We start from the raw sequence: 21,370 nt of genomic DNA on the forward strand, positions 1-21,370 counted from the left end.
AAAAAAATAGTTGCGTACGCTACTAAAATGTGATATAGTCCTTCATCGGAGCAGAACAAGCAAGACAAGGAGGCTTTCCTATGAAAGAGAGAGATTTCCCGGAAATAGGCCGCTGGGTGTCCATCTTCGACAGGCTGATGAAGATGTACTATGACCGGGGGCTGTCCGGGTATGAGATAGGCTGGGGCCAGCAGTTCTATGTGGAATATCTCCGGGAGCATCCCGGGGCCACGTCCCAGGAGATGGCAGAGCGGTTCCGGGTGGACAAGGCGACCCTGACCAAGATCATCAAGAAGCTGACGGAGGTTGGATATATAAGAGTCAGCGGCGATGAGCAGGACCGCCGGGTGAAGCATCTGTATCTCACCGACAAGGCGGTCCCGGCGGCCAGAAGGATCCGTCAGATCCATCAGGATTTCTACGAGACTGTCAGCCAGGGGATGGCCCCGGAGGAGCTGGAGGCTGTAGAGCAGGCGCTGCGGCACATGTCCGACAACATCAATCAGAAGGTATGGCATAGAATGGAGGTACATCATGGAAAATGAACATAAAAAACGAGAAATAAAGGATGGACAGAGGGCAATGATCTTTCTGTGCCTGGTGGTATCAGGCATTTCCTCCTCTGTCCTCTCCACGGCAATGACAACCGCTCTGCCGGGCGTGGTGGAGTATTTCGGGATCAGCACATCGGTGGGCCAGTGGATCACCAGCAGCTACTCCCTGGTCATGGGTATGATCATGCCCCTGACTGCCTTCCTCATCACCCGTTTCCCGACAAAAAGGCTGTATCTGACGGGAATAGGCGCATTTATCGCAGGACTTCTGGTCAGCATATTTGCGGGGGATTTTGCCCTGATGATGGTGGGGCGTGTCCTGCAGGCCTGCGGCAACGGCGTGCTGATGACAGCCGCCCAGGTGGTCATCATGACCATTTATCCCATAAAGAAGCGGGGGACCATGATGGGGACATACGGGCTGGCCACCACGGCCGCTCCTGTCGTGGCGCCCACCATCGCGGGGCTTATGATCGATGCCTTTGGGTGGAAGTCCATCTTCTACGTGTCGCTGGTCATCATGATACTGTCCTTTATCATATCCTGTATCGTGTTTGAGGATGTCCTGGAGCTGCAGGACAAGAAATTTGACGTGGTCTCCTTTGTGGAGAGCATCGTGGCCTTTGGCGGCGTGACCCTGGGTATCGGGAACCTGAGCACCTTTGGCATTCTCAGCATAGAGGTAGGGGTTCCGCTTCTTCTCGGAGCCGTGGTCTGCGTCTTCTTTGTGACCCGCCAGTGCAGGCTGGAGAAGCCTTTCCTGGATGTGAAGATACTGGTCAACCGGAATTACGCAGTAAGCGTCATCTCCAGCATGGTCCTCTACCTTGTGATGATGGGCTCCTCCGTTATGATGCCCCTCTATGTCCAGAGCGTCATGGGCTACTCGGCGGTGGTGTCCGGTCTTGTGACCCTTCCCGGCTCCCTGGCCACGGCCCTTGTCAGCCCCTTTGCCGGGAAGCTGTACGATGAGATTGGGATAAAGAAGATTTTTGTGGCAGGGGCCGCCGCTCTTGTCATCAGCAACATGGGCATGTTTTTCCTTTCTATGGAAACGCCTCTGTGGATCGCTGCAGCGCTGAATGTGATCCGCAACATTTCCATCGGAAGCCTGATGATGCCCCTCCTCACCTGGGGGACCAGCAACGTGCACCCCACAAAGATGGCGGACGCCTCCTCCCTTCTCACCTCCCTTCGGACCATCGCGGGCTCTATCGGCTCGGCGGTCTTTGTGGGGATCATGACCATGGTGGCGGCGTCCTCAGCGGAAAGCTACGGGGACAACGCCATGATGCACGGCATGAACATGTCCTTTTTCTGGATGGCAGTGGGAGCGGCAGTGCTTCTGCTGATCGCGTTCTTTGCTGTCAGGGAGAAAAGATAAGATATCGCTTTTCACAGGATACCAGGTTTGCTATAATGGGAGAGCAAATGAAGGAACTGTCGGCCGCAAAAGGGCTTTGACAGCGGGAAATCCCCGTAAAACAGGGCATGTCAAAGACTTTTGACAGACAGATCCTCTCTTTTTGACTATAGTGAAAGCGCAGGGAGAAAAAATGGAGCTTGGAAATCAGATTAAAAAATACCGGAAGGAACGGTCCCTGTCACAGGATGCCCTGGCGGAGAAGGTCTATGTCTCGAGGCAGACCATCTCAAACTGGGAGAATGACAAGAGCTATCCGGATATAAACAGTCTGATGCTCCTCTGCGACACATTTGAAATCTCTCTGGATCAATTAGTCAAAGGAGACGTGGAGACGATGAAGCAGAGGATGAACATGAGCGACGATGAGAGGAAAGAATTTAATCGCCTTGGAAACATTTTTGGTTTCCTCCTCCTTCTCATCGGCGTCACCCCTATTCCTCTTGTCCACTTTCTGTCCTATGTGGGAATGGGAATATGGATCGTCATCCTGCTGGCGGGCATCTATGCGGCGGCCCAGGTGGAAAAGAGAAAGGCCCGGTACGATATCCAGAGCTACAAGGAAATCGTAGCTTTTGTGGAGGGGACCACCCTGGACGAGATCGAGAAGGCGAAGGAAGAGGGGAAGCGTATCTACCAGAAGATCCTTCTGGCGGTTGGGACAGGTGTCCTTGCCCTGGCTGTCAGCCTGTTTTTCATATGGCTCCTGGGTGTATGACTCCGAAGATATATTTGATTGATTGGTCAGCAAGAAATATTTCGGAGGAAAATGAGATGGAAAGAAGAGGAATTGCACAGGAGTACTACATTCTGGCGGTGACAGACATTGGCTGCATGCCGGCCATGCACAGGGAGGAGGGCAACGCCGCTCTTGTGGCTGCAGGATTTATGGACCTCCTCATGAATGAGGTGGTGAGCATGGACGGGAAGACCATCAAGGTGGAGCGGGAGCTGCCGGACAGCCTTGAGCATCTGACAGTCCTGTACGAGTATCTGAAGAAGAAGCCCCGCACTGCTCTGAAAATGATAAGCGATTTTCTTACCTATGATATCAGCAGGATGGGGCAGTTCATAGCAGACACAGGGGCGTCCCTTTTGGGGGATCAGTCCGTAAGGGAAGAAAAGGGCGGCATGCTGGGCAATAGGACGGTGTACATCCCGCAGAAGAGCGCCAGGACCGCGCTGGCAGAGAGGCTGCGGGAGGCGGCCAGGGACGGCGGTGATATGTCCCCTGAGGACGGAGCCCTCCTGTGGATCTTGAAGAGCTCGAAGAACCTGGACCAGTATTTCTCCAAATTCGAGAGAAAGGACCTGAAAGCCAGATTAAAGGAGCAGAAGAAGGACCCTCAAAGCCTCGAAATGGGGAGGATGATCAGGTACATGAGCTCTGTGGATGACATGCTGCTCGCCTGCCTCATGGTGGGAATTATCGTGTAGGAAATAAATAATAGATCAAAGGGTACTCCTGGTTGACAGAAGATATAAGCTGATGTAAACTTGGAGTACCTTCTTTTTTGAGAAGACATTTCTTGAACCGCATCATTCAAAAAGCGGTTCCCATTCATATCTGACGTATCGGGCATATCTGCCGGATCACCCGGAAATGATGAAAAATTTATGTAAAAGTTGCGCGTGGGGAAGAAACTGTATTATACTGACAAGGAGGAGAGGGATGGAGCAGGAGAAGAGAAGACTGTCCTGGCATCCGGCTGGAGAAGAATATCGGAAGGATATTCAAGAGCTACAATATCATTGAGTACAAATCCCCGGAGGACTATCTGAGCATCAATGATTTCTACAAGGTGTACGCCTACGCCTGCCTGTATCAGTCGGACACGGACCGGGTGATGGAGGTGGACCCGGAGGAGATCACCCTGACATTCGTGTGCATGCGCTACCCCAGGAAGCTGCTGGGGCATCTGAAGAAGGCAAGAGGGATGAAGGTCAGCAGGCAGGGTGACGGGATTTACTATCTTGAGGGAGACGCCCTTGCGATGCAGCTCCTGGTGACAAGGGAGCTGTCGGAGAGAGACAATTACTGGCTGCAGCACCTGAGGGGGAACCTGAAGGAGGGCCGCGAGCTGCAGGACCTGATGGAGAGATATGAGCGGCACAGACATTCAAAGTGGTACCAGGCGGCCATGGATCTGATCGTGCGAGCCAACTGGGACAGGATGAAGGAGGAGAAGGAAATGTGCGAGGCATTGAGAGAGCTGTTTGCAGACGAGCTGCAGGAGTCGAAGGAGCAGGGAGAGGAGACAAAGCTTATCTCCTGGATCTGTGCGAAACTAAAAAAGGATAAGCCCATTTCTGCTATCATAGAAGATTTCGGGGAACTGGGAGAGCCGGAGGAGAAGGTAAGCCTCATCTGCGAGACAGCCCGCCGGTTTGCCCCGGACTATGATGTGGACGAAATCTATGCTGCCCTCGCAGAGAGAGGGAGGAGAGGGACCGGGGAAAAGCAGGTAAACGAACCGTCGGGCTGTGTATCCGGAAAATAGATCATACACAGGCTGACAAAGCCATTCTCTTAGAATATACTCTCTTTAGAAGGAGGGGATGAAATGGACGTAAAAAGGACAGGAAGCTTTATCGCGGAAATGCGGAAGGGGAAAAATATGACCCAGGCGGAGCTGGCAGCAAAGCTCCAGGTGACGGACAAGGCTGTCAGCCGCTGGGAGCGGGGCGTGGGCTACCCGGACATCACGCTTCTTGAGCCGCTGGCCGGGCAGCTTGGGGTCACAGTCCTGGACATTCTGAGAGGAGAGAAGACCTTCCCGGACAAAATGACGGGAGAGGAGACAGAACAGACAGTGGCGGAGACAGTCAGGCTGGCGGCCGTGCAGAGACGCCAGGCAGTCCGGCGCGTTATCCTGCTGGCCATCGTGATGCTGATCGGCGCTGCCATGCTCATTTGGGGTATCCTCTGGTGGACTTCCCAGCAGAGCGCCCTGAAGATCATTGCAGGGGCGGACGGGCCCCCGGCAGTCTTTGTGGCCTGGAGGGTGGAGCCAATGCTGCCGGTTGCTGTCTCGGCGGCGGGGGCTGTGCTGATCCTTGCTTCCCTGCTTATTTACAGATGGAGGAAATAGAGCATGTCAATAGAACACACGGAACCTATCCGCCTTCGCACTGCCTGTGAGGAGGACGCGGAGGCGCTGCTGGATATCTACGCGCCCTATGTGGAGCACACAGCTGTCAGTTTTGAGTATGAGGTGCCCTCTGTGGAGGAGTTCGAAGAGCGCATCCGCCGCATAAGGGAGCGGTATCCGTACCTGCTTGCAGAGTCAGAAGGAGAAATCCTGGGCTATGCCTACGCCTCTCCCTTTCACGAGAGGCGGGCCTACGACTGGGCGGCGGAGACGTCCATTTATCTGCGGAGGGACAGAAGGAGACAGGGGCTTGGGAGGAAGCTGTACGAGGCCCTGGAGGAAATCCTGCGGATGCAGGGCATTACGGATCTCTACGCCTGCATCGCCTGCCCGGAGGGGGAAGACCCGTACCTGAACGGGGACAGTATCCTGTTCCATCAGCGCATGGGATTTCGGACTGTGGGGCGATTCCCGAGCTGCGGTTACAAATTCCACAGGTGGTACCACATGGTGTGGATGGCAAAAAATATAGGAGAGCATCGGGAAGAGCAGCCTGAGGTAAAGCCTTTTTCATCCATACGGCAAGGAGAGTGATAAGATGGATAAGACACAAGAGAAAAGACACAGGATCAAACTCCTGGCTGTGGACATGGACGGCACCTGCCTGGATGGAAGGAGCCGCATGTCCCGGGAGACAGTGGAAGCCTTGCGGGAAGCGGCCCGGGCGGGTATCACTGTGGTGCCCACGACAGGCAGGAACCTTCACTGCCTACCTCACCGGCTGGCGGGGGAGAGAGACATTTACCGGTATGTCATCAGCTCCAACGGGGCCGTAGTGACAGACTGCCGGACCGGAAAGGACCTGTTCCGGTCTATGATCCCAAAGGAGACGGCCCTGGGACTTCTCCGGGACTGCCGGAGGACAGGAGCCGGCATCACGGCCCACCTCCACCATGAATACCTGATACAGGGGCGGCTTCTTGTCCTTCTGGGCAGGCTGATATACGGGAAGGACGCCAGGGGCGTGTACCGTGTAAAGAGCTTGGAGAGGACCATTGCAAGATCCAGGTACGGGGTGGAGGAGATCCAGTTTTATTTTCTGCGTCCCGGCGTGCGGGAACGGCTTGAAAAGCTGCTTAAGAGGACCCGGGGTCTGACCTGGGCCAGCACGTCCATATACGTGGAGGTGTTCTCCGAGAAGACGTCCAAGGGGATGGCTCTGGCCGCCCTGGCGGAAAGGCTGGGGATAAAGAAAGAAGAGACGGCCTGCATAGGCGACGGGGAGAACGACCTGCCCATGTTCCGGGCGGCAGGCCTTAAGATGGCCATGGGGAACGCCGTGCCGGAGCTGAGGGAGAAGGCGGATATCATCCTTCCATCCAACGGACGCGGCGGAGCGGCGAAGGGGATACGGCTGTGTCTTCCCCGCTGAGTCAAGCCCGGACAAGGACAGGAAAACAGATATATAAAAGGAAGAGGACAGATGAGGATCGTAAACCTGATAGAGAACACAGAAGGCCAGCCCGGCTGCCGCTGTGAGCACGGACTGAGCTTTTACATAGAGACGGAGAGACATAAGGTGCTCATGGACACAGGGGCAAGTGATGGATTTCTTGCAAATGCCGACCTTCTGGGAATTGACCTGGGAGGGGTGGACGCGGTGATCTTAAGTCACGGCCACTATGACCACGGCGGCGGGATACCCGCTTTCGCAAAGAAATATCCGGGGACAAGGATTTATATGCAGCAAAGCGCGGGAGGGAGCTTTTACCACCTGAAGCCGGAGGGTGAAAAGTACATCGGGCTGGAGCCCTGCATCCTGGGGCTGCCCCAGTGCGTGTTCCTCCAGGGAGACCACCGGATCGACGGGGAGCTGTTCCTCTTTTCCGGCATAGAGGGACGCAGGATGTGGCCGGAGGGCAACCGGGCGCTGAAGCGGAAGGCCGGGGCGGTGTATGTCCAGGACGATTTTTGCCACGAACAGTGCCTTGTGGTAAGTGAGGGAGATTTTCACGTGCTGCTCTCGGGCTGCGCCCACAGCGGGGTGCTGAACATACTGGACAGATACCGGGAGATTTTTGGAGAGTGGCCGGATGTGCTGGTCAGCGGTTTCCACATGAAGAAGGACAGGTATGAGGAGGCGGATCTGGAACATATCAGGGAGACGGCCCGGCTTCTTAAGGAGACGGGTATTCTCTGCTTCACAGGCCACTGCACGGGACAGAGGGCCTTTGACGTGATGAAGGATATCATGGGGGAGCAGCTGCGGGCCATCCACAGCGGGGAAGTGGTCCTGGATACGGGGAAAGCGCTTCCGGATACCGGAGAATTGCTTCAGGATATGGAGGAGGAAAAAGATGCGGATATCAGTATGTGACGACGAGCCTCTTTTCCTGGAGATGCTCCGGGAGAAGCTGGAGAGATACTACCGCAGCCTGGACCTGCGGATCGACGCCTTTTCCTCCGGGGAGGCCCTTGTGCGGGCTGTGGAGAGAGAGCCCTTCTGCTGGTCCCTGGTCTTCCTGGATATCGAGATGCCGGGGATGGACGGGCTGGAGGCGGCCCGGGCGGTGAGAGACGTAAATGACGCCATCCCTGTCATCCTCCTCACCAGCCACACAGAGTACGCCATGAAAGGGTACGAGGTGGAGGCCTTCCGTTTTCTTGCCAAGCCAGTGGAGGAATCGTCCCTCTTTGGGGCGCTGCGGGCTGTGGAGGAGAGGGAAAGGCGGAACAGGAGGATACAGGTGAAGGCGGACGGGAGAGAGCTTTTTATCCCTCTTGTAGAAATCCTGTATTTCCGAAGTGAGAACGTGTATCTCACCCTGTACATGACAGGCGGGAGACACTGCCTGCTCCGGAAGAAGCTTAAGGAACAGGCGGAAGGACTGCCGCCCCTGGATTTTTTCCAGATCCACAGGAGCTACCTGGTGGGACTGCGGCATGTGTCCGCCTTTGACGGGCGGGAGGTGACCCTGTCAGATGGGACCCGGCTGCCGGTGAGCCGGGGGAAGCGGGCTGCTTTTGTCCAGGCTCTCTCCCGGTATATATCTGAAAAGGAGTAGGAAGATGGCAGCAGAAACAGGAAAAATCTTATACAGCCTGGCGGGAGCGGCGGAGATCCTCATAGTTCTCATCCTGATTTCCCGCTATATTTATCTGGAGCCGGTCTTTAACACCAGGAGAAAATGGGCTCTCTTCTGGGGCATTTTCCTTTTCGGCCAGACAGCGCTCTTCCTGACAGTGGGGACAGACGGGGACCTGGCGGTCTTCTGGCCCCTCGCTGTCTTCGGGGGCTACACATCGGCGGTGAGGGACAGGCACAGGCTCAGGGGATTTTTCCTCTTTCTCCCGGTGACGGGATTTCTCATCGCGCCGGCTTCCCTCCTCTTCGGTATCCCCTACGTGCTGACCGGGGTCAGGGTGAGCGATATGGGAAATTCGGAGCTGCTTTTAGATCTTCTCATCTGGGGGCTCCTGCTTCTGGCTCTCTGGAAGAGCAGAGAAGCCCGGCGCCGCTTTCGGGCGGAGGCAGCCCACAGAAGGCTGGGAAGGTGGGAGCGGAACCTCCTCCACGGCACAGGCCTTTTTCTCCTGGCCATTGGAGTGATGATCGCGGGGGGAGAGGAGCTGCCAGTCTCAGAGGAGGCGGCCAGGGGCTTTACCCTCCTTGCCAGCGTGGCGGCCGTGCTCCTGGAGGTGTCTGTGACCGCACTCGTACAGCAGGGAAACAGGCGGTCCTACTACCAGTACATGGCAGACCTGAACCGGTCCTACCTGAGGGCGGAGCTGAAGCATTTCCAGGCGCGCAGGGAGAGTGACACAAGGCTCCGCATGTTCCGCCACGATATCCGCAATCACCTGCTGTGCATCCGGGAGCTGGCCGACAGGGGGAACTACAGCGGTCTCTCCGGCTATATCGGGGAGCTGGAGGGGCGCCTGGAGATGGCGGACACCTCCCTCCACTGCGGAAACGATATCGGGGATGCCATCCTGAATGAAAAAAATATGCTGGCAGTCCAAAGAGGCATAGAGATACGGCTGGACGGCCGGCTGCCGTCCCCCTTGCCGGTAGACGCCGCGGACATCTGCGCCCTCTTTGCCAATGCACTGGACAATGCCCTGGAGGCCCAGCCTCACGGCGGGTGGGTCCGGGTCCGCATCCGGCAGCAGGGGCAGATGCTCAGCCTTGTGTTTGAAAATCCGGCAGGAAATGCCAGGGCGGACATACCCCTGGGGCATACGGAAAAAGAAGACGGGGAGGAGCACGGCTTCGGCCTTCTCAATATGGAGTGGGCGGCAAGGAAATACCAGGGCACTCTCCGGCGGGAAATCCTGGAGCCGCCGGATGGCGGGCAGGGGGAGCGGATCTACCGCCTGGAAATCCTCCTCTTCCTTCCGGCGGAAAACAGGGCGTAAAAGGTTGCTGCCTCCGAATGTCCCGGGTGCCTCTCTCATATATATGAAGAAAAGCCCCAGGGGGAGAGGAAAGATGAAGCTTCCAGGGAAGAGGGCCGTGTTCCTTCTGTATGCCTGCGCCCTGCTCCTGCCGGTCCTGGCCGGCTCCTTCAGAGAGCAGGCCGGGGCCGGCAAAATGACAGCGAAGACAGAGGCGCCGGTCCGGGAGACCGGCACAGGCGGCGGGACAGTGGAGACCGGTGCAGGAGGCAGGACGGCGGAGACCGATGCGGGCAGCAAGGCTGAGGCGCAGGAGGACGAAAAGTCCCGGCAGGTGGCGCTCACCTTTGACGACGGCCCCAGCCCCGACTGGACGCCAAAGCTGCTGGACGGACTGAAGGAGCGGAATGTGCGGGCCACCTTTTTCCTTATTGGCATGTACGCGGTGCAGTACCCGGAAATCGTGGAGCGGATGGACCGGGAGGGACATCTCATCGGGAACCACACCTATCACCACGTCCAGCTGGATCTGGAGGATGAGGAGCATCTGCGCCGGGAAATAGGGGATACAGACAAAGTCATCTACCTTATCACGGGAAAGCACACAGACTATGTGCGCCCGCCCTTTGGCGTCTGGGACGAGAGGCTGGAGGAGGAGCTGCAGGTACTGCCGGTCCTGTGGACGGTGGATCCGCTGGACTGGACCACGGAAAATACGGACCAGATCGTAGAAAAGGTAGTGACGGAGGCGGAGGATGGTGATATCATTTTACTGCACGACTGCTACGAGTCTTCCGTGGAGGCGGCGCTGCGCATCGTGGATATCCTCCGGGACGAAGGATTTGCGTTCGTGACGGCAGATGAGCTGGTGCTGCCCTGAGGGGCGCGCCGCTGCAGGGCGTGAGGCATGGACCGCAGGAATGCGCGGCGATATGAAAATCGGCGTTTCAGTGAAGGCAGCGCTGAAAAGCAGGGAAAAAAGCAGAAAGAAAAGGCAAAGAGGATGACAGAATTCAGAGAACAGGAATATACAGCAGATGAATTTGCAAGGACAGCGCTCCTCATAGGGGAGGAGAAGCTGCAGAAAATACGAAGCTCCTCGGTCATGGTGCTGGGGGTGGGAGGCGTGGGCTCCCACTGCATCGAGGCTCTGGCAAGGGCCGGGGTGGGGCGCCTCATCCTGGTGGACAATGACAGGGTGTCCATGACCAACATCAACCGCCAGTCCATCGCCTGCCACAGCACGGTGGGCCGGTACAAGACGGAGGTGATGCGGGAGCGGATACAGGATATCTGCCCTGAGACGGAGGTACAGACCTTTGAGACCTTTGTCCTGGCGGACAATACAGACCCGCTTTTTGCGGAGAGGCCGGACTACATCGTGGACGCCATTGACACGGTGACGGCAAAGCTGGCGGTGATCGAGAGGGCGGACAGGGAGCGGATCCCCGTCATCAGCTGCATGGGGACAGGAAACAAGCTCCACCCGGAGCTCTTTGAGATTGAAGATATAAGCCGGACCTCCGTGTGCCCCCTCTGCAAGGTGATGCGAAGAGAGCTGAAAAAGCGGGGGATCGAGCATGTGAAGGTGCTCTACTCCAAAGAAAAGCCTGTGGACGTATCAGGACGGGACACGGGGGAGGACAAGGGACAAAGGAGGAGCCTGCCGGGAAGCATCTCCTTTACGCCCCCTGTGGCAGGCCTTCTCATCGCGGGGGAAGTGGTGCGGGATATAGCAGGACTTTAGGCTGGAAAGGTGGCAGAACAGATATGGATCTATTTGAGTACGCAAGAGAACAGAATATGGACAGGGAGTCTCCCCTGGCCTCCAGGCTGCGGCCGGAGACGCTGGAGGAGGTGGTGGGCCAGCAGCACATCATCGGGAAGGACAAGCTCCTCTACCGGGCCATCAAGGCGGACAAGCTGGGCTCCCTCATTTTCTACGGCCCGCCGGGAACCGGGAAGACTACCCTTGCCAAGGTCATCGCCCACACCACGAAGGCGGAGTTCACCCAGATCAACGCCACAGTGGCGGGAAAGAAAGACATGGAGGAGGTGGTCCGCCAGGCGAAGGAGCGCCGCGGAATGTACGGCCGCCGGACCATCCTCTTTGTGGATGAGATACACAGGTTCAACAAGGGGCAGCAGGACTATCTCCTTCCTTTTGTGGAGGACGGAACCATCACCCTCATCGGGGCCACCACGGAGAACCCCTATTTCGAGGTAAACGGGGCTCTCATCTCCAGGTCCAGCATCTTTGAACTCTATCCCCTGAGCAAGGAGGATGTGAAGACCCTCATCAACCGGGCGGTCTACGACAAAGAGAAGGGGATGGGCAGCTATGACGCGGTGATCGATGAGGACGCTCTGGAATTCCTGGCGGACGTGGCGGGCGGGGACGCAAGGAACGCCCTGAACGCGGTGGAGCTGGGCGTGCTGACCACAGAGCGGTCCGCTGACGGAAAGATCCACCTGACTCTGGAGGTGGCCTCCGAGTGCATCCAGAAGCGGGTGGTCCGCTACGACAAGACCGGGGACAATCACTACGACACCATCTCCGCCTTTATCAAGAGCATGAGAGGGTCGGACCCGGATGCGGCCGTGTACTATCTGGCCAAAATGCTCTACGCGGGGGAGGATATCAAGTTTATCGCCCGCAGGATCATGATATGCGCTTCGGAGGATGTGGGAAACGCGGACCCTATGGCTCTCACCGTGGCGGTCTCCGCCGCCCAGGCGGTGGAGCGGGTGGGGATGCCGGAGGCCCAGATCATCCTGTCCCAGGCAGCGCTCTACGTGGCCACGGCCCCCAAGAGCAACTCGGCGGTGAACGCCATTTTTGCCGCCATGGAGAATGTGGGGCGCTGCAAGACCACCGTGCCTGCGCATCTTCAGGACGCCCACTACAGGGGGGCGAAGGACCTGGGCCGCGGCACAGGCTACAAGTACGCCCACGATTACCCGGACCATTATGTGGAGCAGCAGTACCTGCCTGACGAGATACAGGGCACCCGGTTCTATGAGCCCGGGGACATGGGATATGAGAGGCAGATCAAGGAGCATATGAGAAAGATAAAAGGACAGAAGGACTGACAGAGGGACTGACGGGCCCGCAGCTCCTTTACACCTTTCACAACAAAAAGAGCACCATTCGCAACAGAGGATGTGTGCTCTTTTTGTCTGGGGGCTATAGTAGGGGTACAAGGAGGTAACAAAGAGAGATGAAAAAACAGGTACGGAAAATGACAAACCGCACAGCGGGCTATATTTTTTTCTACAATCTGATCATGGTAGCCGTCATGTTCGGAGCTGTCGCTATCAGGACCATCGCCATCATGGCCGGAGCCGGGTCAGAGCAGGCGGCAGACCGGGCGGTGGGGGCCTTTGGGCAGAACATGGGCTCTTTCCTGGGGATACTGAGCATCGCGGGCGTGTGCGGAGGACTTCTCTTCCTGGCCATAGCCAGCCGCAGGACAGGTCTTGTGAGGGAGGCATTCCGGAGCAGCCGAAAGATGGAGGCCGGAAATTTTATCCGGATATTTTGCGTTTTTATGGCCTGCCAGACAATCTTTACTGTGGCAGCTCTCCTGGCAGAACTGGTCCTCAATCCCTTTGGACTGACTCTTAAGAACGCGGCTGAGAGTGCATCGGCAGTGAGCGGCGACCTGCCCATGTTCCTCTACGCCTCCCTGATAGGGCCTGTGGCGGAGGAGCTTGTATTCAGGGGATTTGTATTGAGAAGGCTGCTGGGAGGGGGCAAAGGGTTTGCAATCGTCCTGTCCGCTGTCCTCTTTGGCGCCATGCACGGGAATTTCCTGCAGGGCACCTTCGCGGTGGGAGCGGGGCTAGTCTTCGGATATGTGGCGGTGGAGTACTCCATAGGGTGGTCCATCCTGATCCATGTTCTCAACAATCTGGTGTTCAGCGACCTCCTGGGGCGGCTGGCGGGGGCTCTCCCGAAGACGGCCGGGGCGGTGCTGGAGTACGGCGTGCCGGGATTTTTCTTCCTGGCGGCCTGCGTCATCCTTGTGAAGGAGAGAGAGAAGATCGTCTCCTGGTGGCGGCGGAACCGCCCGCCCAGGAGGTACTGGCTGTGGGCTTTCACCACTTTCTGGATGCTCCTCTTCCTCATCATGGAGACAGTGGTGGCTCTGGAGGGAGTGAGCCGGCTTTAGGGAGACAGCCGCTGTGTGACAAAAATGTAAGGTACAGACCCGGAAATGTAATATGAAAAAATGGATAGCCTGCCTTTCCTTCGGTATAATGTCTACAGAACATACGAAGAGAAAGGCAGGTTATTTTCATGGCATTACTGGAAGTGAAAAATGTAAAGAAAATATATACGACCCGGTTTGGCGGCAGCCAGGTGGAGGCGCTGCGAAATGTGAGCTTCTCTGTTGAACCCGGCGAGTATGTGGCGATCATGGGTGAGTCCGGCTCAGGCAAGACCACCCTCCTCAACATCCTGGCGGCGCTGGACCAGCCGACCGCCGGGAGAGTCTATCTGAAGGGAAATGATATCGGAAAGGTGAAGGAAAAGGAGATGGCGGCCTTCCGCAGGCAGAACCTGGGTTTTGTCTTTCAGGACTTCAATCTGCTGGATACCTTTTCCCTGAGGGACAACATTTTCCTGCCCCTGGTCCTGTCGGGAAAGAAGTATGAGGAGATGGACCGCCGCCTCCAGCCCATAGCGCAAAAGCTGGGTATCCGGGAAATCCTTGGCAAATTTCCCTACGAGGTGTCGGGAGGACAGAAGCAGAGGGCCGCGGTGGCAAGAGCACTCATCACAAAGCCCCAGCTTATCCTGGCAGATGAGCCCACCGGCGCCCTGGATTCCCGGTCTGCAGACGAGCTGCTGGGAATGTTCATGCAGATCAACAGGGACGGCCAGACTATCCTCATGGTGACCCACAGTGTGAAAGCGGCCAGCACGGCGGGGCGGGTCCTGTTCATCAAGGATGGGGAGGTGTTCCACCAGCTCTACAGAGGCAGCCTGACAAACGAGCAGCTCTACCAGAAGATTTCGGACACACTGACCGTTCTGGCTACGGGAGGTGAGAAGAGGTGAGCAGCAGGATCTACGCAAAGCTGGCGGTTACCAATATAAAGAACAACGGGAAGACCTATGTTCCCTTCATGCTGACGGCCGTGCTCACGGTCATGATGTACTACATGATGGATACTCTGGCCAGGAACGACAGCATCGGCAACAGGAATGTGACGACGGTCCTCACCCTCACCATACCGGTGATGGCCCTGTTCTCCCTCATTTTCCTCTTCTACACAAACAGCTTTCTCATCAGGAGGAGGAAGAAGGAGATCGCGGTCTACAATATCCTGGGCATGGGGAAGGGACACATCGGCAGGATGCTTACCGTAGAGACGCTGATCATATGGGCTGTCAGCCTGGTGCTGGGGATACTGGGAGGCATGGTCTTCGGGAAGCTGATGCATCTTCTCCTCCTGCGCATCCTGCAGTATGATGTGGGCATACGCTTCCATATCTCCCTGCCCTCCATCCTCTACACGGCGGTCCTCTTTACCTTTATCTTTTTCCTGACATGGCTCTACAACCTTTTTCAGGTAAAGCTGGCCAATCCGGTGGAACTCCTGCGGGGCGGCAATGTGGGGGAGAGGGAGCCCAGGACCAAGTGGCTCCTTGCTCTTGTCGGCGTGCTGGCAATGGGAGTGGGATACTATCTGGCGATCACTACGGAGCGGCCCATTGACGCCATCGACACCTTTATCGTGGCAGTCGTCCTTGTTATCATAGGCACCTACTGTCTCTTCATCGCGGGCAGCATCGCTGTCCTGAAGGCGCTCAGGAAAAAGAAAAATTTCTACTACAAGGCAAATCATTTCACAGCGGTGTCGGGCATGATCTACCGGATGAAGCAGAACGCGGCGGGGCTTGCCAATATCTGCATCCTGAGCACCATCGTGCTGGTGCTCATCTCCAGCACGGTGAGCCTTTACGCGGGGATGGAGGACATACTGGACCAGCGGTTCCCCTACGATTACTGCATCACCACGGCGGACGCCTCCGATCCGGCGACCATTTCGTCCATAGACCGGATCGTGGAGGAGGAGCTCTCTGCCCGCCATGTGGAGAAGGAGGACGGCATGTCCTACAGGTACGGCGCCACCGCCGTGCTCCGGCAGAGCGACACAGCCTTTACCAACAGCCAGACTGTGGACTACACGGTGGAGGATATACAGGAGATGTATTTTATCCCTCTGGAGGACTACCAGAAGGTCCAGGGAGACCCCACGGAGCTCGCCCCGGACGAGGTCATCCTCTTCGTCACCGACGAGGGCAGCTACGGCCGGGACACCATCACAGTCAACGGGAAAGAGCTGAAGGTGGTGAAGGAGCTGAAGGATTTCCGGCTGGAGGACAAGAGCGTGGCCCGGGTGGTCACCGGCTGGTATCTGATCATGCCGGATGAACAGTCCATACTGGACATGGGCGTGGTGAACGGCGCTCTCCAGTACTCCACCTACTTTGACATGGGCGGAAGCCAGGATGACTGCCTGGCGGCGGTGCAGAGCATTGCGGACCGGATCGGACAGGAGGTGCCCGGGGCGGTGTGCGAGAACAGGGAGCTGAGCCGGGAAAATTTCTTTGCCCTGTACGGAAGCCTCTTCTTCATCGGTCTCTACCTGGGCATCATGTTCCTGGTGGCCACAGTGCTCATCATCTACTACAAGCAGATTTCCGAGGGCTACGACGACAGGGAGCGGTACCAGATCATGCAGAAGGTGGGCATGGGAAAACGGGAGGTCAGGCGTTCCATACGCAGCCAGGTGCTGATGGTGTTCTTCCTGCCCCTTGTGATGGCTGTGGTTCACATTGCGGTGGCCTTCAATGTCATCGACAAGCTGTTGGCCATGCTGGGCCTTGTCAACACGCCCCTGTTCCTGGCCTGCACGGCGGCCACGGTGCTGGTGTTCGCCCTCTTCTATGTGGCTGTCTTTGCCGTCACGGCCAGAGAATATTATAAGATTGTCAATGAGTGAGACAGTGTGATAAAATAGTGGCAGATCAGATCAAAGGAGGAATGTCACTATGACAAAAGCATCAGAGAGAGAGACTGTCAAAGTAGAGCACGTCAACGGCGGCGCGGGATTTATCATGAAGGAGGCTCTCATCACAGGGGAGGAGCTGGGAGAGCACTGCAAGATGTTCAGCCGCGTGACCATAAAGCCGGGCTGTGAGCTGGGCCACCACGAGCACCACGGGGAGACAGAGACCTACTACGTGATCAGCGGCAGCGGCATGTACGATGACAACGGCAAGGCGGTTCCCATCGAGGCGGGAGACGTGACCTTCTGCAAGGACGGGGACGGCCATGGGGTGAAGAACACAGGGACAGAGGACCTGGTCTTTGTGGCCCTCATCCTGAAAAAATAGAAAACAGGCAGGAACAAAAGACAGCAAAAAAGAGCGGGCCGCGCCCGGGAAAAGCTCCCGGATACGGCCCGCTCTTTGCAAATGCAAAATGTTGGAATTTGTGGCTTCAGCCCGCGGCGGGTGAGAAATTACTCCTCTGTGCTGTTCCCTGTGCCAAGCAGGTTGTTCAGCACATCGCTGCTCACCAGGTACACCAGGTCAGAGTCCTGTACCTGCACGTACCTGGTGCCGTCTCCCGAGTCGCTGCCCAGGTAGAGGGTGTAGGTCAGGCTGTCGCTGTCCCCGGAGTCGTCGCCAGAGTCAGAGTCGGAGCTGCCGGAGGACTCCTGGTAGGTCAGCTTCACCGTGGTCCGGGACGCCTCGTCCAGACCGAAGGAAGTCAGCTCCTCCGCGGTGGCGTGATAGCTGGCCAGGTCGGTGAGGGCCATGGCCCCGTATCCGCCGGCGATAGTGGAGATGGTGTCGCTCTGCTCCTCGTCGTCAGAGGAGTAGGTGGTGGTCTGCCCGTTCTCCGTGATCTCCGCTGTCAGAAGGTTGCCGCTTCCGATGGAGGGCATGGTGTCCTTTTTCACCAGAGTGTCCATGTCGTACTGGAGGACGGATACAGCCGAGCTGCTGACTGTGTACACAGGCGACTGGGCGCCGTCCACAGTCAGATAGTAGTCCTCCTTTGCCGCGTCCCCGATGGAAAAGGTGGTGGTGTTCCCTTCTGTATCTGTGGCCTGGACTGTGTAGGACGGGCTCTCAAGGCCGTAGTCAGACAGGGAGTCCGGGTCGTCGATCTGTCTGGTGGCAGTCAGAGACGCGTAGGTGTTTTCCATGGCGTCGATGTAGGTCTGGGCCAGAGGAATATCCCGGTCATCAGCCACGTACCAGGTGCCGTCCTCCTTCACAAAGCTCATGCCTGTGCCGGTGGACTGGTCCGTGAACTGGAAGGAGGACAGATCCCCCAGGTCGCAGACCTGGATCTGGGAGCCCTCCCCGGCGTCCGATTCGTCTGCGCCCCGCTGGTGGGAGGAGAGAGCCAGGTAGATCAGGACAAGCACGATGAAAATACCTCCAAGCAAAAACAGTGTGCGGTGTTTTTTTATATCCATATCCAATATCCCTCCTTACGCTTTCCGACGTTTCATCCACTGGCGCAGGCCGTACAGCAGGAAGATGACGGGGATGCCGATGATGGCCGCCAGGCCGATGAGCCCTGTGTACTGCATGGTGTTGTACTCGATCTGCAGGCTCTTGGGCTCAATGGACAGGTTCTCAATGTCGTCAAAGTTTGCAGTCACCGCGTTCATGAACAGAGTCAGGTTCTCGATGTTCGTAAACTGGCTCGTGATGGTCTCGTCGATCATGGACTCTGAGCTGATGACCGTGAGCCGGCTGTCGTTCTCCGTGGCTGTGGCTCCCAGCACGTAGGTTCCCTGGGTGGACTGGCCATCCTCTGTCACCGCGTAGCCGCTGGAGGAGGTGGTCATGAAGGGGGTCAGGGTGATGGTATCCCGCGCCGGAGTCCCCTCTACCAGCCCATTGGCGTTGATGAGAAGAACCATCTTTGACTGGAGCTCATTTGCCATGTCGCCGCACACGGAGAGCTCCGGGAAGATGTAGTAGTAGTTCCCCTGGTAGCTCCTCTGGGTGTCCGCAATGTAGCCGCCGGCTGAGGTGAGCCCGTAGGTCTCCAGGAAGGAGGCCAGGGCGGGCGTCTCGCTGACATCGCTGCCCAGGATGACAAAGAGATGGCCGCCGCCCTCCATATAGTCGCTGAGCATGGTGATCTCATCCTCTGACAGGTCATTGACCGGCGCGTCCATGAGGAGAAGGTCGCAGTCCTCCGGGATGGAGGAGGCCATCATCAGGTTCAGCTCGGTCAGGGTGAGGGAGGACTTGCTCATCAGGTCCGTGATGGAGGAGGACAGGGAGCTCTCCCCGTGGCCGGAGGTGTAGTACACCTTCTTCGTCACGTCTGTTGTCACGTAGTTGACGGCGCTGGAGAGCTGTCCCTCCCCGTCAAACTCCGACTCTGTGGCGCTTCCGGTGGTGTAGTAGGACATCTGATCGTAGGTGATGATGTCGGTGAAGGCCACGGTGGTGCTGCGGCCTGTGTCAGCACAGGAGACCACGATGGTGTCTGAGTCCGCCTCATAGGTGGAGAGGGCCGCGGGGTGCAGCACCGGATCGATCCACTCCACAGTGATGTGGCTGGAGAGGGCGCTGTATCTGTCGATAAAATTCCTGATGCGCTCGTCTGTGCTGCTCTTGTCGGCCAGCACAGTAAAGGTGACGTCCTTGTCCAGGCCGTCCAGCAGCTCCCGGCTCGTGTCTGTAATCTCGTATATGTTGTTTGTGCTGATGTCGATCTGCTGGATCTGGCTGGGAAGCTGTCCCACAATGAGGTTGATGACCACCACGATGGCGATGACAAGGGCTGTCAGGCCAACGCTGTAGCTTCCCTGCTTTGATGCGATGCTTTTAAATGAATTTCTGATCTTATCTGTCATGCCTATGTCCCTCCTAACTCCAGCGCCTTTTCTGTATAGACTGCATAGTCAGGAAGATGAACAGTCCGATGACAGAAAGGTATAAGATGATACTGCCCGTATCCAGCAGGCTGCTGGACACCACGTCCGTCAGAGGAGCCGTCAGGTCCAGCCGCCCCAGCACGTCTGACAGCAGGCTCTCGTACACGCTGGAATTTACCGCGTAGACGATGATGCCGGCGGCAAGGAAAACGACCTCCAGGATGCCGGCCATGACAGGGTTCCCCGTTATATGCCAGACAAGAACGCTGACAAGGGTGAGGAGCACCAGCAGGATAACAAGGTTCAGCAGGGCAGAGGAGGGCAGAAAGCCCAAAATCCCGTCCCACAGGTAGAGGATCAGGAGCACGCCGAAGGATGAGATGGCGGCGATGATCTGGCTCTCAGTGAGAGAAGAGAGGAACATGCCGATGGATATGTAGACGCACCCCATCAGGAAGAACACCAGTATGCCGCAGTAGTCTGTCAGCAGATAGGCGTTTCCCTGCAGCTTGATCACAAGGGGATAGAGACAGAATACCAGGTTCGGGATGAGGTAGACTGTCACCATGGCCAGATATTTTCCCATGACAATCTGTCCCAGTGAGACCGGAGCCGTCAGAAGCAGCTGATCGGTCCTGCTCTTTCTGTCCTCGGAGAAGCTCTTCATGGTGAGCACCGGGATGGCGATCAGCAGGATAAACACCAGGGAGCTGAGCACGTAGGAAAAAATGGGATACCCGTAATTCAGGTTGTAGGCCATAAAATACACTCCCGTAAAGGCCAGGAAAAAGGCGATAAACACGTAACCGATCATAGAGTGGAAATAGGAGTCCAGCTCTCTTTTATAAATTGCTCTCATCTTTCAGAGCCTCCTTTCCCTCATCTGTCATATGTTCTTTACTCTCAGAGGTGAGCTCCAGGAAAATGTCCTCCAGTGTGGTCCGTGTGTTGGCCAGGCGCAGCAGGGGAAGCTTATTCCGGCTGAACGCCCAGAAAATATCCTCCCGGATATCGGCGCGGCCCTTCACTGTGAGAAGAGCCTTTGTGCAGCCCGCCTCCTCAGACTGTTCCACCTCTGAGGAGAGGAGGGAGGGAAGAGAGCGGATGACAGCCTCTGTCTCCTCCGGACTTCCCTTGACGAGGAGCTCTATGGTCTCGTTTCCCTGCATCTTCTGCTCCAGATTTTCCGGCGTGTCGCTGGCCACCAGCTTTCCCTGGTAGATGATCATGATGTGGTCGCAGACCTCCCGCACCTCGGACAGGATATGGGAGCTCAAGATGACCGTGTGCTCCTTGGACAGATTCCGGATAAGCTGGCGGATCTCGATGATCTGCTGGGGATCCAGGCCAACGGTGGGCTCATCCAGGATGATGATCTCCGGAAAGCCGATGAGAGCGCCTGCCAGTCCCACTCTCTGCCGGTAGCCCTTGGAGAGGTTTTTGATGAGTCTGTTTTTGACAGGACCAAGGCGGACCAGACTGATGACCTGGTCCAGCTGGGCGCTTTTTATGCTTTTGTCGATAAGCTTCAGGGTAGCTACAAATTTCAGGTACTCCAGAACGGTCATATCCACGTAGAGAGGCGGCTGCTCCGGCAGATAGCCGATATCCCGCTTTGCCTTGTAGGGCTCTGTGAGGATATCATGTCCGTTGATGAGCACCTGCCCCTCCGTGGCCCCCAGATAGCCCGTCATAATGTTCATAGTGGTGGATTTTCCGGCGCCGTTTGGCCCCAGAAATCCGTAGATCTGTCCTTTCTGGATGGTGAAATTCAGATGGTCTACAGCCATATGCGAGCCGTAGTACTTCACCAGATTTCTGACTTCGATCAAAGCGATACCTCCTTTAGATTACGATTTTCTTCCCCATTTTAGAGTGAGAATGTGTAGGAAATGTGACCAAAGTCTGAAAATTGTTTGGGCTTGTCTCTTGACAGAGCTCTGCTTTCCGGCGTATAATTCACCCATGCA

At 56.8% G+C, this 21,370-nt stretch carries 22 protein-coding genes; 18 read left to right on the forward strand and 4 right to left on the reverse strand.

The window, feature by feature from the left end; all coding sequences use genetic code 11:
* The first annotated feature begins 80 nt into the window (after positions 1–80).
* From NI21_RS0106060 to NI21_RS0106145, 18 genes are all read left to right on the forward strand, one after another.
* Positions 81–545, forward strand: a complete 465-nt coding sequence (locus tag NI21_RS0106060) for a MarR family winged helix-turn-helix transcriptional regulator (RefSeq protein WP_052083980.1) — start codon at positions 81–83, stop codon at positions 543–545.
* Positions 535–1,938 carry an MDR family MFS transporter gene (locus NI21_RS0106065; RefSeq protein WP_033125350.1) on the forward strand — a complete coding sequence of 468 codons (1,404 nt, stop codon included), beginning with the start codon at positions 535–537 and terminating at the stop codon, positions 1,936–1,938. The genes NI21_RS0106060 and NI21_RS0106065 overlap by 11 nt, the downstream gene beginning before the upstream one ends.
* A 172-nt stretch (positions 1,939–2,110) precedes the next feature.
* Complete coding sequence (locus NI21_RS0106070) at positions 2,111–2,695, forward strand: helix-turn-helix transcriptional regulator (RefSeq protein ID WP_033125351.1); 585 nt, start codon at positions 2,111–2,113, stop codon at positions 2,693–2,695.
* 56 nt (positions 2,696–2,751) lie between these two features.
* Positions 2,752–3,414 carry a GPP34 family phosphoprotein gene (locus NI21_RS0106075; protein ID WP_033125352.1) on the forward strand — a complete coding sequence of 221 codons (663 nt, stop codon included), beginning with the start codon at positions 2,752–2,754 and terminating at the stop codon, positions 3,412–3,414.
* A gap of 365 nt (positions 3,415–3,779) precedes the next feature.
* On the forward strand, positions 3,780–4,478 hold the full coding sequence (locus NI21_RS16070) for a hypothetical protein (RefSeq protein ID WP_052083981.1): 699 nt from the start codon (positions 3,780–3,782) through the stop codon (positions 4,476–4,478).
* 63 nt (positions 4,479–4,541) lie between these two features.
* A complete protein-coding gene (locus NI21_RS0106085) occupies positions 4,542–5,069 on the forward strand; it encodes a helix-turn-helix domain-containing protein (RefSeq protein ID WP_052083982.1) in 528 nt (175 codons plus the stop codon).
* 3 nt (positions 5,070–5,072) lie between these two features.
* A complete protein-coding gene (locus NI21_RS0106090) occupies positions 5,073–5,663 on the forward strand; it encodes a GNAT family N-acetyltransferase (RefSeq protein WP_033125353.1) in 591 nt (196 codons plus the stop codon).
* A gap of 4 nt (positions 5,664–5,667) precedes the next feature.
* Positions 5,668–6,501 carry an HAD family hydrolase gene (locus NI21_RS0106095; RefSeq protein WP_033125354.1) on the forward strand — a complete coding sequence of 278 codons (834 nt, stop codon included), beginning with the start codon at positions 5,668–5,670 and terminating at the stop codon, positions 6,499–6,501.
* Between the two features lie 51 nt (positions 6,502–6,552).
* Positions 6,553–7,446, forward strand: coding sequence for an MBL fold metallo-hydrolase (locus NI21_RS0106100; RefSeq protein ID WP_081957996.1), 894 nt, complete (start codon positions 6,553–6,555; stop codon positions 7,444–7,446).
* A complete protein-coding gene (locus tag NI21_RS0106105; protein ID WP_033125355.1) occupies positions 7,427–8,134 on the forward strand; it encodes a LytTR family DNA-binding domain-containing protein in 708 nt (235 codons plus the stop codon). Before NI21_RS0106100 ends, NI21_RS0106105 begins: the two co-directional genes overlap by 20 nt.
* A gap of 4 nt (positions 8,135–8,138) precedes the next feature.
* Positions 8,139–9,488, forward strand: coding sequence for a sensor histidine kinase (locus NI21_RS0106110; RefSeq protein WP_033125356.1), 1,350 nt, complete (start codon positions 8,139–8,141; stop codon positions 9,486–9,488).
* A gap of 73 nt (positions 9,489–9,561) precedes the next feature.
* On the forward strand, positions 9,562–10,347 hold the full coding sequence (locus tag NI21_RS0106115) for a polysaccharide deacetylase family protein (protein ID WP_081958005.1): 786 nt from the start codon (positions 9,562–9,564) through the stop codon (positions 10,345–10,347).
* A gap of 123 nt (positions 10,348–10,470) precedes the next feature.
* Positions 10,471–11,214 (forward strand): ThiF family adenylyltransferase, encoded by a 744-nt coding sequence (locus tag NI21_RS0106120; protein ID WP_033125573.1) that lies wholly within the window; start codon positions 10,471–10,473, stop codon positions 11,212–11,214.
* A 23-nt stretch (positions 11,215–11,237) separates the two neighbouring features.
* The gene (locus NI21_RS0106125) at positions 11,238–12,560 is read left to right on the forward strand and encodes a replication-associated recombination protein A (protein WP_033125357.1); all 1,323 of its coding nucleotides are present in this window, start codon (positions 11,238–11,240) and stop codon (positions 12,558–12,560) included.
* Positions 12,561–12,688: 128 nt separating this feature from the next.
* Positions 12,689–13,642 (forward strand): CPBP family intramembrane glutamic endopeptidase, encoded by a 954-nt coding sequence (locus NI21_RS0106130; RefSeq protein ID WP_052083983.1) that lies wholly within the window; start codon positions 12,689–12,691, stop codon positions 13,640–13,642.
* Positions 13,643–13,770: 128 nt separating this feature from the next.
* On the forward strand, positions 13,771–14,535 hold the full coding sequence (locus NI21_RS0106135; RefSeq protein WP_033125358.1) for an ABC transporter ATP-binding protein: 765 nt from the start codon (positions 13,771–13,773) through the stop codon (positions 14,533–14,535).
* Entirely contained in the window at positions 14,532–16,487 is a 1,956-nt protein-coding gene (locus NI21_RS0106140; RefSeq protein ID WP_033125359.1) for an ABC transporter permease, read from the forward strand. The genes NI21_RS0106135 and NI21_RS0106140 overlap by 4 nt, the downstream gene beginning before the upstream one ends.
* A gap of 49 nt (positions 16,488–16,536) precedes the next feature.
* The gene (locus tag NI21_RS0106145) at positions 16,537–16,881 is read left to right on the forward strand and encodes a cupin domain-containing protein (protein ID WP_033125360.1); all 345 of its coding nucleotides are present in this window, start codon (positions 16,537–16,539) and stop codon (positions 16,879–16,881) included.
* Between the two features lie 128 nt (positions 16,882–17,009).
* Here NI21_RS0106145 and NI21_RS0106150 read toward each other — a convergent pair whose 3' ends face one another.
* The 4 genes from NI21_RS0106150 to NI21_RS0106165 are packed head-to-tail and all read right to left on the reverse strand — an operon-like array spanning position 17,010 to position 21,232.
* Positions 17,010–17,978 carry a DUF4340 domain-containing protein gene (locus NI21_RS0106150; RefSeq protein WP_033125361.1) on the reverse strand — a complete coding sequence of 323 codons (969 nt, stop codon included), beginning with the start codon at positions 17,976–17,978 and terminating at the stop codon, positions 17,010–17,012.
* A 15-nt stretch (positions 17,979–17,993) separates the two neighbouring features.
* Positions 17,994–19,379, reverse strand: coding sequence for a GldG family protein (locus NI21_RS0106155; RefSeq protein WP_033125362.1), 1,386 nt, complete (start codon positions 19,377–19,379; stop codon positions 17,994–17,996).
* Positions 19,380–19,392: 13 nt separating this feature from the next.
* On the reverse strand, positions 19,393–20,259 hold the full coding sequence (locus NI21_RS0106160) for an ABC transporter permease (RefSeq protein ID WP_033125363.1): 867 nt from the start codon (positions 20,257–20,259) through the stop codon (positions 19,393–19,395).
* A complete protein-coding gene (locus NI21_RS0106165) occupies positions 20,243–21,232 on the reverse strand; it encodes an ABC transporter ATP-binding protein (RefSeq protein ID WP_033125364.1) in 990 nt (329 codons plus the stop codon). The genes NI21_RS0106160 and NI21_RS0106165 overlap by 17 nt, the downstream gene beginning before the upstream one ends.
* Between the last annotated feature and the right edge of the window lie 138 nt (positions 21,233–21,370).

This window comes from Eubacterium sp. ER2, assembly GCF_000765215.1.
GTDB lineage: Bacteria > Bacillota > Clostridia > Lachnospirales > Lachnospiraceae > Claveliimonas > Claveliimonas intestinigallinarum.

Bases quoted from the DNA above. Each gene is read 5' to 3' on its own strand.
- NI21_RS0106060 (WP_052083980.1), top strand. From the start codon at position 81: ATGAAAGAGAGAGATTTCCCGGAAATAGGCCGCTGGGTGTCCATCTTC.
- NI21_RS0106065 (WP_033125350.1), top strand. From the start codon at position 535: ATGGAAAATGAACATAAAAAACGAGAAATAAAGGATGGACAGAGGGCA.
- NI21_RS0106070 (WP_033125351.1), top strand. From the start codon at position 2,111: ATGGAGCTTGGAAATCAGATTAAAAAATACCGGAAGGAACGGTCCCTG.
- NI21_RS0106075 (WP_033125352.1), top strand. From the start codon at position 2,752: ATGGAAAGAAGAGGAATTGCACAGGAGTACTACATTCTGGCGGTGACA.
- NI21_RS0106085 (WP_052083982.1), top strand. From the start codon at position 4,542: ATGGACGTAAAAAGGACAGGAAGCTTTATCGCGGAAATGCGGAAGGGG.
- NI21_RS0106090 (WP_033125353.1), top strand. From the start codon at position 5,073: ATGTCAATAGAACACACGGAACCTATCCGCCTTCGCACTGCCTGTGAG.
- NI21_RS0106095 (WP_033125354.1), top strand. From the start codon at position 5,668: ATGGATAAGACACAAGAGAAAAGACACAGGATCAAACTCCTGGCTGTG.
- NI21_RS0106100 (WP_081957996.1), top strand. From the start codon at position 6,553: ATGAGGATCGTAAACCTGATAGAGAACACAGAAGGCCAGCCCGGCTGC.
- NI21_RS0106105 (WP_033125355.1), top strand. From the start codon at position 7,427: ATGCGGATATCAGTATGTGACGACGAGCCTCTTTTCCTGGAGATGCTC.
- NI21_RS0106110 (WP_033125356.1), top strand. From the start codon at position 8,139: ATGGCAGCAGAAACAGGAAAAATCTTATACAGCCTGGCGGGAGCGGCG.
- NI21_RS0106115 (WP_081958005.1), top strand. From the start codon at position 9,562: ATGAAGCTTCCAGGGAAGAGGGCCGTGTTCCTTCTGTATGCCTGCGCC.
- NI21_RS0106120 (WP_033125573.1), top strand. From the start codon at position 10,471: ATGACAGAATTCAGAGAACAGGAATATACAGCAGATGAATTTGCAAGG.
- NI21_RS0106125 (WP_033125357.1), top strand. From the start codon at position 11,238: ATGGATCTATTTGAGTACGCAAGAGAACAGAATATGGACAGGGAGTCT.
- NI21_RS0106130 (WP_052083983.1), top strand. From the start codon at position 12,689: ATGAAAAAACAGGTACGGAAAATGACAAACCGCACAGCGGGCTATATT.
- NI21_RS0106135 (WP_033125358.1), top strand. From the start codon at position 13,771: ATGGCATTACTGGAAGTGAAAAATGTAAAGAAAATATATACGACCCGG.
- NI21_RS0106145 (WP_033125360.1), top strand. From the start codon at position 16,537: ATGACAAAAGCATCAGAGAGAGAGACTGTCAAAGTAGAGCACGTCAAC.
- NI21_RS0106150 (WP_033125361.1), bottom strand. From the start codon at position 17,978: ATGGATATAAAAAAACACCGCACACTGTTTTTGCTTGGAGGTATTTTC.
- NI21_RS0106155 (WP_033125362.1), bottom strand. From the start codon at position 19,379: ATGACAGATAAGATCAGAAATTCATTTAAAAGCATCGCATCAAAGCAG.
- NI21_RS0106160 (WP_033125363.1), bottom strand. From the start codon at position 20,259: ATGAGAGCAATTTATAAAAGAGAGCTGGACTCCTATTTCCACTCTATG.